Annotated in this window: 14 protein-coding genes and 1 pseudogene; 10 read left to right on the forward strand and 5 right to left on the reverse strand. The window is 71.5% G+C overall.

Annotated features, from left to right (window positions below; genetic code table 11):
- Positions 1-345: 345 nt before the first annotated feature.
- The 4 genes from AB8Z36_RS13150 (at position 346) to AB8Z36_RS13165 (ending at position 4,070) form a co-directional block, all read left to right on the forward strand.
- Positions 346-1,614 carry an ABC transporter substrate-binding protein gene (locus AB8Z36_RS13150; protein WP_369213446.1) on the forward strand — a complete coding sequence of 423 codons (1,269 nt, stop codon included), beginning with the start codon at positions 346-348 and terminating at the stop codon, positions 1,612-1,614.
- Positions 1,614-2,510 carry a carbohydrate ABC transporter permease gene (locus AB8Z36_RS13155; protein WP_369213447.1) on the forward strand — a complete coding sequence of 299 codons (897 nt, stop codon included), beginning with the start codon at positions 1,614-1,616 and terminating at the stop codon, positions 2,508-2,510. The genes AB8Z36_RS13150 and AB8Z36_RS13155 overlap by 1 nt, the downstream gene beginning before the upstream one ends.
- Complete coding sequence (locus AB8Z36_RS13160) at positions 2,507-3,436, forward strand: carbohydrate ABC transporter permease (protein WP_440581905.1); 930 nt, start codon at positions 2,507-2,509, stop codon at positions 3,434-3,436. Before AB8Z36_RS13155 ends, AB8Z36_RS13160 begins: the two co-directional genes overlap by 4 nt.
- A gap of 100 nt (positions 3,437-3,536) precedes the next feature.
- On the forward strand, positions 3,537-4,070 hold the full coding sequence (locus tag AB8Z36_RS13165) for a DUF4352 domain-containing protein (protein WP_369213448.1): 534 nt from the start codon (positions 3,537-3,539) through the stop codon (positions 4,068-4,070).
- Positions 4,071-4,151: 81 nt separating this feature from the next.
- Here AB8Z36_RS13165 and AB8Z36_RS13170 read toward each other — a convergent pair whose 3' ends face one another.
- Both AB8Z36_RS13170 and AB8Z36_RS13175 read right to left on the reverse strand, forming a co-directional pair.
- Entirely contained in the window at positions 4,152-4,343 is a 192-nt protein-coding gene (locus AB8Z36_RS13170) for a CsbD family protein (protein ID WP_369213449.1), read from the reverse strand.
- Between the two features lie 119 nt (positions 4,344-4,462).
- Entirely contained in the window at positions 4,463-4,792 is a 330-nt protein-coding gene (locus AB8Z36_RS13175; protein WP_369213450.1) for an STAS domain-containing protein, read from the reverse strand.
- A 344-nt stretch (positions 4,793-5,136) separates the two neighbouring features.
- On the opposite strand from AB8Z36_RS13175, the gene AB8Z36_RS13180 reads away from it, so the two are divergent.
- Positions 5,137-6,177, forward strand: a complete 1,041-nt coding sequence (locus AB8Z36_RS13180; protein WP_369213451.1) for an NUDIX hydrolase — start codon at positions 5,137-5,139, stop codon at positions 6,175-6,177.
- Positions 6,178-6,238: 61 nt separating this feature from the next.
- Here AB8Z36_RS13180 and AB8Z36_RS13185 read toward each other — a convergent pair whose 3' ends face one another.
- On the reverse strand, positions 6,239-7,594 hold the full coding sequence (locus tag AB8Z36_RS13185; RefSeq protein WP_369213452.1) for a dipeptidase: 1,356 nt from the start codon (positions 7,592-7,594) through the stop codon (positions 6,239-6,241).
- Between the two features lie 135 nt (positions 7,595-7,729).
- Here AB8Z36_RS13185 and AB8Z36_RS13190 point away from each other — a divergent pair, with 135 nt between their 5' ends.
- The 4 genes from AB8Z36_RS13190 to AB8Z36_RS13205 all read left to right on the forward strand — a co-directional run bounded on the left by AB8Z36_RS13190 (position 7,730) and on the right by AB8Z36_RS13205 (position 11,757).
- Positions 7,730-8,932 carry a geranylgeranyl reductase family protein gene (locus AB8Z36_RS13190; protein WP_369213453.1) on the forward strand — a complete coding sequence of 401 codons (1,203 nt, stop codon included), beginning with the start codon at positions 7,730-7,732 and terminating at the stop codon, positions 8,930-8,932.
- A gap of 441 nt (positions 8,933-9,373) precedes the next feature.
- Positions 9,374-10,567, forward strand: coding sequence for a sensor histidine kinase (locus AB8Z36_RS13195; protein ID WP_369213454.1), 1,194 nt, complete (start codon positions 9,374-9,376; stop codon positions 10,565-10,567).
- Complete coding sequence (locus AB8Z36_RS13200; RefSeq protein WP_369213455.1) at positions 10,564-11,229, forward strand: response regulator; 666 nt, start codon at positions 10,564-10,566, stop codon at positions 11,227-11,229. The genes AB8Z36_RS13195 and AB8Z36_RS13200 overlap by 4 nt, the downstream gene beginning before the upstream one ends.
- A 96-nt stretch (positions 11,230-11,325) precedes the next feature.
- The gene (locus AB8Z36_RS13205) at positions 11,326-11,757 is read left to right on the forward strand and encodes a MarR family winged helix-turn-helix transcriptional regulator (RefSeq protein ID WP_369213456.1); all 432 of its coding nucleotides are present in this window, start codon (positions 11,326-11,328) and stop codon (positions 11,755-11,757) included.
- A gap of 39 nt (positions 11,758-11,796) precedes the next feature.
- Here AB8Z36_RS13205 and AB8Z36_RS13210 read toward each other — a convergent pair whose 3' ends face one another.
- On the reverse strand, positions 11,797-12,540 hold the full coding sequence (locus AB8Z36_RS13210) for a maleylpyruvate isomerase family mycothiol-dependent enzyme (RefSeq protein ID WP_369213457.1): 744 nt from the start codon (positions 12,538-12,540) through the stop codon (positions 11,797-11,799).
- A 119-nt stretch (positions 12,541-12,659) separates the two neighbouring features.
- Positions 12,660-13,853 carry an MFS transporter gene (locus tag AB8Z36_RS13215; RefSeq protein WP_369213458.1) on the reverse strand — a complete coding sequence of 398 codons (1,194 nt, stop codon included), beginning with the start codon at positions 13,851-13,853 and terminating at the stop codon, positions 12,660-12,662.
- Positions 13,854-14,109: 256 nt separating this feature from the next.
- Between AB8Z36_RS13215 and AB8Z36_RS13220 the strand changes: the two are divergent.
- Positions 14,110-14,805 (forward strand): annotated as a pseudogene (locus AB8Z36_RS13220) (ROK family protein); the annotation flags it as partial.

A 14,805-nucleotide genomic window follows, 5' to 3' on the forward strand; every position in this document is an offset into this window, starting at 1 on the left:
GCCCGCCCGCGCACAGCAACACCGTGGCCAGCGATCCGACCACTCTTCGACCAGTGGTACGGGACAGGGAATGACGCATGCTGACGTTCCTCCGTACGCGTTCAAGGTGGGGGTTTGCATGTACGTGTCACGCGGTGCGCGCTTACGGTAGGCCGTGTTGGACTCTGTTGGAAGAGGGGCCGTAACGGTTCGGGCGCCCCGTGCCAAAACCCTTGACGACCGTTCTGCTGGGGAGTGATATCCAACCTCGCGTTCGGTTGTGTTCGGTTGCACCCCGAGGAGGGGGACATGGCACAGTCATCGATCAGCGGCCCCGTTGAGCCGACAGGCGCGACAGGACATCGGATGTCCCGGCGGGATCTCCTGCGCGGTGCGGCCATCGGCGCCGGTGCCGTCACCCTTCCCGCTCTGCTCAGCGCCTGCGGCGAGAAGCCGGGCGGCAAGAAGAACGAAGTCACCATGGGGTCCAACTCCTCGGACGCCGTGCCGAAGAAGGCGTTTCAGCACGCCTTCGACGCGTACGAGAAGAAGACGGGCAAGACGGTCAAGGTCCATACGACGGAGCACAACGAATTCCAGCAGGCCATCACGCGTTATCTCCGCGCCACTCCGGACGACGTCTTCATGTGGTTCGCGGGCTACCGCATGCAGTACTTCGCGGAGAAGGGGCTCCTCGTCGACAACAGCGATGTCTGGAAGGAGTTCAACGGCTTCTCCGATGCCATCAAGGACCAGTCGACCCACGACGGCAAGCAGTACTTCGTGCCGTACTACTACTATCCGTGGGCCGTCTTCCACCGCAAGAGCCTCTTTGAGAAACACGGGTACGAACAGGCCAGGACCTGGGACGAGTTCATCGCCCTTGCCAGGGCCATGCACAAGGACGGCATTCCCGTCGCGTTCTGCGACAAGGACGGCTGGCCCGCCATGGGCACCTTCGACTACATCAACCTGCGCCTGAACGGCTACGACTTCCACAAGGCGCTGATGGCGGGCGAGGAAGCCTGGACCGACGACAAGGTCAAGAAGGTCTTCGGCCTGTGGCGTGAAATCATGCCGTACTACCAGAAGGGCGCACTCGGCCGTACCTGGGAGGAGGCGGGCCAGGGTCTCCAGCAGCGCAGGACGGGCATGGCCGTCTTCGGAATGCCGCATCCCGGCCAGCAGTTCCCCGCGGGAGAACGCGACGACATCGACTTCTTCGCCTTCCCCGAGATCGACCCGGCCCACGGACAGGACGCGGTGGAGGCGCCGATCGACGGCTTCCTCATCGCCGACAAGGCCAGGAACGTGGACGCGGGCAAGGATCTCCTCAAGTGGCTGGGCACCCCGGACGCCGAGGAGATCTATCTGACGGGCGACCCCAACAACGTCGCGGTCAACGACGGTGCCGACACCTCCGGATACAGCGCCCTGCAGAAGAAGTCGGCCGGCCTGGTGGCGGGCGCCCGCCAGATATCGCAGTTCCTGGACCGCGACACCCGGCCCGATTTCGCGCAGACCGTCATGATCAAGGCGCTCCAGGACTTCATCGACGACCCGAAGGACATCGACGGCCTGGTCAACAGCATCGAAAGGCAGAAGAAGGACATCTTCGCCCAGGACGTCGGCTGATGGCCCGGCGGCGACGGGGCCCGCGCCGCTTCACGGGCCGCGACACCGCCGTACTCGGTGTGCTCCTCGGCATTCCCGTCCTGATCGAGGCCGTCGTCATCTGGGGCCCCACCCTGGCCTCCGTCGGGCTCTCCTTCACGTCCTGGGACGGTATCGGCGACATCGCATGGGTGGGCGGCAGGAACTACGAGAGTCTCGTGGGCAATTACCCGGCCTTCTGGCCCGCCGTCCGCCACAATCTCCTCTGGATCGCCTTTCTCGGCCTCGTCGCCACCCCCTTCGGGCTGCTGCTCGCGGTCCTCATCGACCGCGGCGTGCGCTTCAGCCGCTTCTACCAGTCGGTGCTCTACATGCCGGTGGTGCTCTCGCTCGCCGTCGTCGGCTTTATGGCGCAACTGCTCCTGGGAACGGACCAGGGTGTGGTGAACACGGTCATCGGAAACGAGAAGGACCCGGTCGACTGGCTCGGGGACTCCGACCTGAACATCTGGATGATGATGCTCGCCGCGAGCTGGCGGCACACCGGCTATGTCATGATCCTCTATCTCGCGGGCCTGAAATCGGTCGACCCGGCCCTGAAGGAAGCGGCCGCGATCGACGGGGCGAATACCCGGCAGACCTTCTTCCGCGTCGTCTTCCCGACCCTGCGCCCCGTCAATGTCATCGTCGGAGTGATCACCGTCATCGAGGCGCTGCGCGCCTTCGACATCGTCTACGCCGTGAACAAGGGCCGCAATGGCCTCGAACTGCTCTCCGTCCTCATCACCGACAACATCATCGGCGAGGCGAGCCGCATCGGATTCGGCTCCGCCATCGCGGTCGTCCTGCTGTCCGTATCGCTGGGATTCATTGTGACGTTCCTGGTCCAAGAGCTGCGAGGTGCGCGCGAGAGATGACCTCCGACCTTCGCGCCGCCTTCCCGGGCCGCCCCGCCGCACGGCCGCCCGAAGCGATGCCGTCCCGCCCCGCGCGCCGCCGCGGGGGATTCGGCGTCCCGCTCTTCCTGGCCGCCGTGTCGCTCGCCTTTCTCGCACCGCTGCTGCTCGCCGTCTACGCCTCTCTGCGGCCCTACGAGGAGACGGCGGAGCACGGCTACTTCTCCTGGCCGGACCGGCTCTCCCTCGACTATTACCGCGAGGCCTACACCGAATCCGGTATGGGCACGTACTTCACCAATACGCTTCTGATCGCCGTGCCCGCCGTGATCGTGACCCTGTTCCTCGCGTCATTCGTGGCCTTCGCCGTCTCCCGGGTGCGCGTCCGTGGCGGAATGGTGATGCTGATGCTGTTCACCGCGGGCAATCTGCTGCCCCCGCAAGTCATCGTCGTACCGCTCTACGCGCTCTTCCTGAAGATCCCGCTGCCCTGGTGGATGTCCGACTCGATGCCGCTCTACGACTCGTTCTGGGCGCTCATCCTGGTCAACGTCGGATTCCAGGTCGGCTTCTGCGTCTTCGTGCTCGCCAATTTCATGCGCACGCTGCCGAAGGAGATCCTGGAGGCGGCGATCGTGGACGGCGCGGGGGTGTGGACGCAGTTCTGGCGCATCACGCTGCCGCTGTGCCGCCCGGCGCTCGCGGCCCTCGCCACCCTCGAATTCACCTGGATCTACAACGACTTCCTCTGGGCGCTGATCTTCATCTCCAATCCGGAGAAACTGCCGATCACCTCCTCCCTGAACAATCTCCGCGGGCAGTTCTTCACGGACTACAACCTGCTGGCCGCGGGCTCCGTCCTGGTGGCCCTGCCGACGGTCCTGGTCTTCCTGCTGCTGCAACGGCACTTCATCGCCGGTCTGACGCTGGGCAGCGGCAAGGGGTGACGGCGGCGCGCGACGGTCCCGTCGAACGCATGTCGTCTGCAACCCGCCGGGCCGTTCCCGAGTCCTTCCCGGGTATCTCGTCCGAACCTTGGGGGGAAACATGCGCAACCGCCTCAGCGGCATCGCCGCCACCGTCCTCGCGCTCGGCGCGCTCACCGCCTGCGGCACGGACGGGGGCGGCACGGTCGCCGATCCCGAGGCGACCGTCTCCACCGGCAGTTCGGGGAGCGGGGACACGATCAGCCTGCGCGGTCTCGGCGGCGGCAGCGGACTCGACGTCACGGTGGTCAAGGTCGCCGATCCGGCGCGGTCCGCCGAGAAGTTCAGCGCCCCGGAGCGGGGCAAGCGCTGGCTCGGCATCCAGTTCCGCCTGGTCAACACAGGCACCACGGCGTACGCAGACAGCCCACAGAACGGCGTCCAGGTCACCGACGCCGACGGGCAGCGGTTCCAGACGATGTTCGCGGAGATCACCGCCGGTCCCGCCATGTCGGCCGACGTACGGCTGAGGCCGGGCGCCAAGGCCCTCGGCTGGGTCGTCGTCGAGCTCCCGGCGGACGTCACACCGACGGCGGTGCAGTTCACCATGGACTCCGGCATGGCCGACCACACGGGGGAATGGCAGCTCACGTAGGCCGCCCCCGGTACCGGACACAGCCGTGCCCCCSGCGYCGWGCCGGGGGCACGCGGCGGCCGTACGGCCGCGGGCGGCGCGTCAGGCGTCGTCGCGCTTCACCGAGTCCCGCATGCCCTTGGTCTTGTCACGGGCGGCGTCCATGGCGTCCTTGGCCTGACCCTTCGCACGGTCCGTCCTGCCCTCGGCCGCACGCCGGTCGTCGCCGGTGGCCTTGCCGGCCATCTCCTTGGCCTTGCCCTTGAGCTTGTCCATGCCGCCACGTTCACCCATGACTTCTCCTTCGTTCGCACTGGGCGTTACCCGGCCAACGTAAGTCGGCCGGGCACGGCGCGCGCGTTCAACGGTCGCGCTGTGTGATCACCGCTGGCGGGAGGACGGGCGGCGGGCCGCTACTCCTCCTCCGGCATCAGCAGTGCCGCTCCCAAGGTCGGGGCGGGGGAGAGGACTTCGGTGAGGTGCGTCAGCCGCAGTATGCGCAGCGTCAGCGGGTGCGCGCAGACGATGCGCAGGGTGCCGCCCCTGCCCGTCACGCGGCGGTGCACCCGCATCAGCAGCGAGATGCCGGAACAGTCGAAGAAGTCGACCCCGGTGAGGTCGATGATCACGACCGGTTCGGGTCCCGCGGCCACGGAGTCGAGCAACGGAAACGTCCGCTGATACGTCACGAGGTCGATCTCCCCGTGCAATTCGACGACGATGGCACGGTCGATTCCGTACACCCGAGGTGGCCGATTCACCTCGTCGCACGTGTATTCGCTCAGCTCGCCCTGCCGCATCCATACCCCCAGCGCCGGCGCCGATCCGCCCGGGGAGGGGCGGGCTCGACGGGAATGCCTCTACAGGTCACCGGGGACTGGGGCGCCTATCGGATGACGCTAGCGGGGACTCCAGTGTTCTGGAGTGCGGGAACGATTCACGAAAGCCTGGCACCACGCGTTGGGGTGAAATTGACGCCAATCACTTGACATGGTTCCGGCTGCGGGAGTTACCCCCTGTCAGCCCTTGGTTTCCATGGCAGGGTGTTGCGGGCAAGCCACAGGGGGCCGACGGAAGAGGGGGAACCGTGATCGTCTGGATCAACGGCGCGTTCGGTGCGGGCAAGACCAGTACCGCACGGGAACTGATCGAGCTGATCCCGAACAGCACACTCTTCGACCCCGAGATCATCGGCGGCGCGCTGCCGCACCTGCTGCCCGCGAAACATCTCGAAGAAGTCGACGACCCCCAGGATCTGCCGATCTGGCGCCGTCTCGTGGTCGACACGGCGGCGGCGGTCCACGCCGAAGTGGGGGGTGTCCTGGTGGTGCCGATGACCCTGTTGCGCCAGGAGTACCGCGACGAGATATTCGGCGGTCTCGCCGCCCGCAGAATTCCCGTGCGCCACACCGTGCTCACTACGGAGGAAACGATCCTGCGGGCCCGGATATCCGCCCGGCCGGAGCCGCCGGACCTGCCGCAGGGCGATGTACGCGGACGGCAGTGGGCGCTCGACCGGATCGAACCCTGGCGCGCGGCGCTGGCGGGCTGGCTCGGCGCGGACGCCCACCGCGTCGACAACAGCCTCCGCACGCCCCGCGAGACCGCGGTCCGCCTCGCCGAGGACGTACGGACCGGGGCCGCCTCCGTCAGCGACATCGTGCAGACGCCGGAACCCACCGCCGAGACCCTCGCCGCCGGAGTGCTGCTCTTCGACGAGCAGGACCGGGTGCTGCTCGTCGACCCGACGTACAAGGCGGGGTGGGAGTTCCCGGGCGGCGTCGTCGAACGGGGCGAGGCCCCCGCGCGCGCGGGGGTACGCGAGGTGGCCGAGGAGACCGGCATACAACTGCACGACCTGCCCCGCCTCCTCGTCGCCGACTGGGAGCCGCCGCAGCCGCCCGGCTACGGAGGGATGCGGTTCCTCTTCGACGGCGGCAGGCTGGACAGTGCCGACGCCCACCGCGTGCTGCTGCCGGGCCCCGAGCTCCGCGACTGCCGCTTCGTCACCGAGCAGGAGGCCGCCGACCTGCTCCCCCCGGTCCGCTACGAACGGCTGCGCTGGGCCCTGCGGGCCCGCGAACGCGGCGCCGCGCTGTATCTGGAGGCGGGCGTCCCGCTCGGCTGAGGACTCGGCTGAGGGCGGGGCCGCGCGGCGGCAGCAGCCCCTTGCCGTCAGCCCCGTACCGTCAGCTCCGCGCGTACTTCCTGAGGAACAGCGCCTCGGCCACCGAGAGGCGTTCGAGCTCCTGCGGGGAGACGCTTTCGTTGACCGCGTGGATCTGCGCCTCGGGCTCGCTCAGGCCGATCAGCAGGATCTCGGCGTGCGGGTAGAGCGTGGAGAGGGTGTTGCACAGCGGGATCGAGCCGCCCTGGCCCGCGTACTGCATCTCCTCGCCCGGGTAGGCCTCGCTCATCGCCTCGGCCATCGCCGCGTAGGCCGGGCTCGTCGTGTCGGCGCGGAACGGCTGGCCCTGCCCGATCTGCTCCGTGCGCACCCGCGCGCCCCACGGGGTGTGCGACTCGATGTGCGCCTGGAGCAGCTTCGTCGCCTCGGCGGCGTCCACGCCCGGCGGCACCCGCAGGCTGACCAGCGCACGGGCGCCCGCCTGCACGGAGGGCGTCGCGCCGACCACCGGCGGGCAGTCGATGCCGAGGACGGTGACGGCGGGGCGCGCCCAGATCCGGTCGGCGACCGTGCCCCCGCCGATCAGCTCGACGCCGTCGAGAACCTTGGCGTCCCTGCGGAAATCGTCCTCTTCGTACTGAAGGCCGTCCCAGACGGCGTCGCCCGTGAGGCCGTCGACCGTCGTCGAGCCGTCCTCGGCGCGCAGCGAGTCCAGGGCCCGCACCAGCGCCGCGAGCGCGTCGGGGGCGGCGCCGCCGAACTGGCCCGAGTGCAGATTGCCCTCAAGGGTGTCGACCGTGACGCGTACGAGGGTCATGCCGCGCAGCGTCGACGTCACCGTCGGCAGGCCGACCCGGAAGTTGCCCGCGTCGCCGATCACGATCGTGTCGGCGGTGAGCAGCTCGGGGTGCGCCTCCGCATAGCGTTCGAGGCCGCCCGTGCCCTGCTCCTCGGAGCCCTCGGCGATCACCTTGACGCTCACCGGGACACCGCCGTTCGCCTTCAGGGCGCGCAGCGCGAGCAGGTGCATGATGACGCCGCCCTTGCAGTCGGCGCTGCCGCGGCCGTACCAGCGGCCGTCCCGCTCGGTCAGTTCGAACGGCGGGGTGGCCCACGCGGCCTCGTCCAGCGGGGGCTGCACGTCGTAGTGCGCGTAGAGCAGGACCGTCGGGGCGCCCTCGGGGCCCGGCAGGAAGCCGTAGACCGACTGTGTGCCGTCCGGGGTGTCGAGCAGCGTGACGTCCTGGAAGCCCTCGGCGCGCAGCGCGTCGGCCACCCAGCCCGCGGCGGCCTCGCTCTCGCTCCTCGGGAACTGCTCGAAGTCCGCCACCGACTTGAAGGCCACCAGTTCGGTGAGCTCCGCCTTCGCCTTCGGCATGAGTGAGGCGATGGTCTCGGCGATCGGATCCCGCGACATGGGCACGCTCCTCGTAGGTGCGACGTTGTACGTGTGGGTATATGTGATCCTCCCACAAGCAGAACGCCGAGGGCTCCGCCGTAGGATGCCTCGGGAAAGCGCGGCCAACAGCGGGATCAGGAGCGGTAGACCAACGTGAGCAGCGAGAACTCAGCGGACGACGACCGGCACGTCTGGGACGTCGTCGTGGTCGGAGCCGGCCCCGCCGGAGCCTCGGCGGCGTACGCGGCAGCGGTCGCGGGACGCAGCGTCCTGCTCCTGGAGAAAGCGGACCTGCCGCGGTACAAAACGTGCGGCGGCGGCATCATCGGCCCCTCGCGCGACTCCCTGCCGCCCGGCTTCGAGCTGCCCTTCCGTGACCGGGTGCACGCGGTGACGTTCTCGCTCGACGGCCGGTTCACGCGCACCCGGCGCTCCCGGCAGATGCTCTTCGGGCTCATCAACCGCCCCGAGTTCGACCAGCAGCTCGTCGAGCACGCGCAGAAGGCGGGCGCCGAGCTGCGCACGGGCGTGACCGTCGCGCGCGTGGAGCAGCACGGCCCCGAGGTGCCCGACCGGCGCACCGCCGCCGTGGTCCTCCAGGGCGGCGAGACCGTGCTGGCACGCGCCGTGGTCGGCGCCGACGGCAGCGCGAGCCGCATAGGGGCCCATGTCGGGGTCAAGCTGGACCAGGTCGACCTCGGCCTGGAGGCGGAGATCCCGGTCCCCGAGACCGTCGCGGAGGACTGGGCGGGGCGGGTGCTCATCGACTGGGGCCCGATGCCGGGGAGTTACGGATGGGTCTTCCCCAAGGGCGACACCCTCACCGTCGGCGTGATCTCCGCGCGTGGCGAGGGCGCCGCCACCAAGCGGTATCTGGAGGACTTCATCGCCCGGCTCGGCCTCGCGGGGTTCGAGCCCAGCATCTCCTCCGGCCACCTCACCCGCTGCCGCAGCGACGACTCCCCGCTCTCCCGCGGCCGGGTCCTGGTCTGCGGCGACGCGGCGGGGCTCCTGGAGCCGTGGACCCGCGAGGGCATCTCCTTCGCGCTGCGTTCGGGGCGGCTCGCGGGGGAGTGGGCGGTCCGCATCGCCGAGGCGCACGACGCGGTGGACGCCCGCCGCCAGGCGCTGAACTACGCCTTCGCCATCAAGGCGGGCCTCGGCGTGGAGATGAGCGTCGGGCGCCGCATGCTCAAGGTCTTCGAGCGCCGCCCCGGCGTCCTGCACACGGCGCTCACCGGCTTCCGTCCCGCGTGGAACGCCTTCGCGAGGATCACCCGCGGTTCGACGACCCTGGGCGAGCTGGTGCGGACGCACCCGCTGGCGGGCCGGGCGCTGAGCGCCCTCGACAAGTAGCCGACCCCGGGGGCGGGGCGCTGCCGGAGGCCCGCCCCGGCCGAGGCGGCGGCTACTCCCCCGGGAGTACGCGTGATCACCTCGCCCGGCGGACGCCTCCGGCACGCCCTGCGGTCTAGCGTGACGGGCATGGACGAGCAGCGTGAACGCGCGCCGGGCGATCGGTTCCCCGCACGGGGYGARCCKSYYCCCGCAYGGGGCGAGCCKSYCCCCGCGYCGGGCGARCCKCYCCCCGCACGGGGCGAACCGCTCCCCGCACGGGGCGAGCCTGCCCCCGCACGGGGCGAACCGCTCCCCGTACGGGGCGAACCTGCCCCCGCACGGGGCGAACCGTTCCCCGCGCCGGGCGAACCGCTCCCCGCGCCGGGCGAACCTGCCCCCGCACACGGCGGACCCTTCCCCGGAAGGGCCGGGCCCTGGCGGTCGGGGGCGCCCCGGTGGATGCACGGTGCGCACGCGGGCGCGGCCCAGCGGCTGCCCTGGCTGACGACGCTGGCGCTCACCGCGTTCGTCCAGATCGGGACGGGCTTCGCCGCGCACGGCCAGCCCGGCCGGGCGGACCTCAGCCCCCTGGCCCGGGTGCTGCTGCTCCTGGCCACGGCCGTGCTGCTGTTCCGCCACCGCCACCCGGCGGCGGTCGCGTACACCACCGCCGGGCTCACGCTGGTCTACCTCGGCGCCGGTCTCCCGTACGGCCCCGTGTTCCTCGCCGTCGCCGTCGCCTGCTTCGCCGCGGTCGTCGCGGGGCACCGGAGGGCGGCGTGGGAGGCCGTCGGCGGGCTCTGGGCCGGGCATCTGCTGCTGGCGCACTGGCTCTACCGATGGCTGCCGCCCGGCGACGACGGGGCCCGCCCCTGGGGCGAGGAGCTGGTCGTCGCCGTCTGGATCGTCGCCATCGCCGCCGTCTCCGAACTCGGCCGCCTGCGCGCGGAGCAGTGGGCCAAGGAGCGAGCCGAGCGGGCGCGGGCCGCCGAGCGCCGGGCGGCCGAGGAGCGGCTGCGCATGGCGCGTGAGCTGCACGACGTCCTCGCGCACAGCATCTCCGTCATCAACGTCCAGGCCGGTGTGGGCCTCGCCCTGCTCGACTCCGATCCCGAACAGGCCCGCACCGCCCTGACCACCATCAAGGCCGCGAGCAAGGAAGCGCTCGGGGAGGTGCGGCAGGTCCTCGACACCCTGCGCACGGCGGGCGAGGCGCCCCGCGCCCCGGCCCCCGGGCTCGACCGTCTCCCCGAACTCATCGAACAGGCGGCGAGCGCGGGCCTGACCGTGGACGTGACCACCGAGGGCGTACCGGCCAAGCTGCCGCCGGGCATGGACCTGGCCGCGTTCCGCATCGTCCAGGAGGCGCTGACCAATGTCGTACGGCACTCCGGGTCGCGCCACGCGCGCGTGCTGGTGCGTCACGCGGGCGCCACGCTCACCCTGCGGATCGACGACGACGGGCCCGCCACCGGTGCCGAGGCGGGCGGCAGCGGCAACGGCCTCGCCGGGATGCGGGAGCGGGCCGCGGCGCTCGGTGGCACGATCGAGGCGGCCCCGCGCCAGGACGGCGGTTTCCGGGTCACCGCCGTGCTGTCCCTGCCGCCGGGCCGGGACCCCAAGGCCCGTACCGCACCCCGGGAGGACCAGTGATCCGCGTTCTGCTCGCCGATGACCAGTCGCTGGTCAGGGCTGGTTTCAAGGCGCTGCTCGACGCCCAGCGGGACATCGGCGTGGTGGGCGAGGCGGCGGACGGCGGGGAGGCGGTGCGGCTGGTGGGCGAGCTGCGTCCCGACGTCGTGCTCATGGACATCCGCATGCCGGTGCTCGACGGCCTCGCCGCGACGCGCCGGATCACCGGGGAGCCCGGCCTCGCCGCCGTGAAGGTCGTCATGCTCACCACCTTCGAACTCGACGAGTACGTCTTCGAGGCGATCCGCTCCGGGGCGTCCGGCTTCCTGGTCAAGGACACCGAGCCGGACGAACTGCTGCGTGCGGTACGGGCGGTGGTCGAGGGCGACGCGCTGCTCTCGCCCGGCGTCACCCGCCGCCTGATCGCCGAGTTCGCCGCCCGCTCCAAGGAACCGGCCGCCGCCGGGGTCCTCGCCGCGCTCACCGAACGGGAGCGCGAGGTGATGGCCCTGGTCGGGATCGGCCTGTCCAACGAGGAGATCGCCCGGCGCCTGGTCGTCAGCCCGCTCACCGCCAAGACCCATGTGAGCCGCACCATGGTGAAACTGGGCGCCCGCGACCGCGCCCAGCTCGTCGTCCTCGCCTATGAGTCGGGCCTGGTCCGGCCGGGCTGGCTGGGCTGAACCACGGGGACGGCAGACCCCGTGCCCATGCATTGATTGCATGTGCATTTAATTACGATGCAACAAACTCCGCCCTCTCTGCTACCGTGCGATGTCATGGCGGCGAAAACGGCCGAGCAGGGGCTCGCGGACCAGGCGGAACCGGCCGAACAGGGCCTGGTGGACCAGTGGCGCGGCATCCTCTCGCTGCACGCGCGCACCCTGGGCGAGCTCGACCGCGAGCTGCATCCGTACGGCCTCTGCGCGAGCGACTTCGAGGTGCTCGACGTACTGGCCGAGGGGGCGTCGGACGACGGTGGCTGCACGTTCCGGGTGCAGGAGATCTCGGCTCAGGTGCATCTGAGCCAGAGCGCGCTCTCCCGCCTGATCGGACGCCTGGAGAAGGACGGCCTCGTGGAGCGCGGCATGTGCAGTGAGGACCGCAGGGGCGTACGGGTCTCCCTCACCGGCAAGGGCCGCGCGCTCCACACCGAGGTGCGCCCGCTGCAGCGGGCGGTCCTGAGGCGGATGCTCGTCCCGGCGCTCTGACGCGCGGGCCCGTCCCCGCCCCCTGAGGTCCGCCGGGGCTCACCGCATCACGATGGGAGACTTCTCCCGCCACAGCGCGGCGAGTGAGGTGTCGCCACTCACCTCGGGGAACGGCAGCCGGTTCCACAGCGCGAGGTAGAGCCGGGCCGCCTGTCCCGACACCTCGCAGTCGGCCTCGGCCGTCGCCCCACGCTCCGTCACGGGCGGTCCGCCGGAGAGCCGTACGGTCCAGGTCCACGCGTCGGGCCCGTCCGTGGCCCGCACCCTGAGCACCCGCGGCTCGGCGGAGCGGACCCGGCTCTTCTCCCGGCTGTGCAGACCGAGCAGCAGCTCCTCGATCCCGTCCGCGGCGAACTCCGCGGCGATGGGCGACACCGCGTCGCCGCACGCGGACTCGGCGTCCACCCGGTGCACCGTCGTCTCGTGCGCCTGCCGCCTGGCCCAGAAGGCCAGCGGCGAGGGCGCGGGCAGGAACGCCCAGCACTCGACGTCGGGCGGTGTCGCGCGCAGCGTGTCGACCAGCGCGGCGTGCCCCTCGCGGAACCAGTCGATGAGCCCGGCGCCGTCCAGGTCGGGCAGTTCACCGCCGAGCCGGAACTCGGTGCGCCGCTCGGCGAGGAACGCGGCGGCCCAGCGGTGCACCATTCCCGTGTGCCGCACCAGGTCGCGCACCTCCCAGTCCGGACAGGTGGGCACCTTGGCCCCCGGTCCCGCCTCCGCGGCCGCCCGGGCCAGCAAGGGGCCCTCGTCACTCACTGCTTGTATGTGCTGAGTTACGTCCATGCGGTGATTGTGGGGGATGCCGCCGAGGCGAATCCCCGTAACGGAACGATGTCAGGCGCTTTCGGTACGCCGCGTAGCGGGAGCGCTGCGCGGCGCGACGAATCCCGCCGTGCGCCCCGTCAGTGGCGTCGCGTCGTGGAGCCGATCAGCGCGGCGATCCCCGCAAGCACCGCCACGCTCGTGAGCGCCGTCGGCAGGGTGAACCAGTCCGCCATGAAGCCGATGGCGGGCGGGCCGAGCAGCATGCCGCCGTAACCGAGCGTGGACGCGGTCGCCACGCCGCTGGGTCCGGCCAGCGCACCGGCCCGTTCGATGGCGACGGGGAAGATGTTCGCGAGCCCGAGGCCGGTGACGGCGAAGCCGATGAGCGCGAGCCACACGGCGGGCGCGAGCGCGCCGAGGAGCATTCCGGCGGCAGCCGTGGCGCCGCCCGCGACCAGGACGCGGGTCTGGCCGAGCCGTTCGAGCAGGACCGTGCCGCTCAGGCGGCCCACCGTCATGGCGAGCGCGAAGCACGAGTAGCCCGCCGCGGCGACCCCGGGGTGGGCGGCCAGGTCCTCCTTGAGGTGGAGCGCGCCCCAGTCGGCGAGCGCCCCCTCGCCGTATGCCGTGCACAGGGCGATGAGCCCGAAGACGGTGACGAGGCCGCGGGTGCGGGAGTCCAGTCGGCGCGGGGCGCTGCCCTTGCCGCGGGTCCCGCTCGGCGCGGCCGGTGGTTCGAGCCGCAGCAGCGCGCGTCCCGCGACGGCGGTGACGAGCAGTCCGATCAGGGTGAGGCCGAGGAGGTGGCGCGTGGGGGAGAGGGAGCCCGCGATCAGCCCGCCGACGCCCGCGCCGACCATGCCGCCCAGGCTGAACGCCGCGTGGAAGCTGGGCATGATCGGCCGCCGCAGCGCGGCCACCAGGTCGACGGCGGCGCTGTTGAACGCGACGTTGATGCCGCCGTACGCGGCGCCGAAGACCAGGAGCACCGCGGCGAGTGCTGCCGCCGAGTGGGTCAGCGGCGGCAGGGCGACGCTCAGCGACAGCAGAACGGCGCAGGCGACGGTGGTCCGGTGGCTGCCGAAGCGGCGGCAGAGCCGTCCGGTCAGCATCATCGTGATCACCGCCCCGGCCGAGACCCCGAGCAGCGCGAGCCCGAGCGAGCCCGCCGAAGCGCCCGTCTGTTCCTTGATGGCGGGGATGCGGACGACCCACCCGGCGAAGATGAAGCCGTCGAGCGCGAAGAAGACGGTGAGCACGATCCGCAGTCGGCGGAGGTCGGGTGCGGTGGGCCGCGACGCTGCGGTCCCGAGTTTGTTTAGTAGCGGCACAAAATGAGAGTAAAGTGCGTACCGGTGACGGATCAAGGCGCGCGGGCCATCCCGGGCGACGTGCGTAGGCCATCCCGGCTGACGTGCGCGGGTCATCCCGGCCGACGTGCGGCGGGCTGTCCCGGGTGACGTGGGGGGCCGCTTCGGGCGGCACGCGGGGCCCGTGCCCCGGCTCACGGAGACGGTTCCCCGGGAGGAACGAGCAGATGACGTCCGAACGGCCTGGCCGTGTACGGATCATGGGAGACTCCCCCTCATGAACGGCAAGGCTGACCCCCGTGCCGAGGGGGAAGTGACCACCCGTACCCGCCTGGAGCGAGGCCGCGGCGCGCTGGGACCCGCGCTCGAACTGGTGCACACCGGACGCGCCCCGACCCGCGCCGTGCTCACCGCGGAGCTGGGCGTCACGCGCGCGACCGCTGGTGCGGTGGCCGCCGAGCTGGAGGCGCTCGGCCTGATCCGGATCGACGCGAAGCCGAGCGCGGCGGCGGGGTCGCAGGGCAGGCCCTCGCACCGGCTCTCGGTCGCCGAGGACGGGCCCGTGGTGCTCGCCGCGCAGGTGCACGCCGACGGTTTCCGGGCCGCGCTGGTCGGCCTCGGCGGGCGCATCGTCGCCACCGCGCCCGGCTGCGAGACCATCGACGCCGACCCCGCACAGGTGCTCGGCGCGGTCGTCGACGCGGGCGCGCGGCTGCTGCGGGAGACCGGCAGGCGCTGCGTCGGAACGGGGCTCGCCGCGCCGTCCGCCGTCGCGGAGCCGGAGGGCACCGCGCTGAACCCGCTGCACCTGGCGTGGCCCGCGGGCGTTCGGGGCTCGCCCTGGAGGTCGGCCACCTCACGGTGAACCCCGAGGGGCGGCCCTGCTACTGCGGCAGCCGCGGCTGCCTCGACGTCGAGACCCACCCGCTGGCCTTCCTGATGGAGCCGGGCCCGGAGCCCGGTCCCGAGGGGC

This window comes from Streptomyces flavofungini, from assembly GCF_041028215.1.
In the GTDB taxonomy this organism is placed as follows: domain Bacteria; phylum Actinomycetota; class Actinomycetes; order Streptomycetales; family Streptomycetaceae; genus Streptomyces; species Streptomyces flavofungini_B.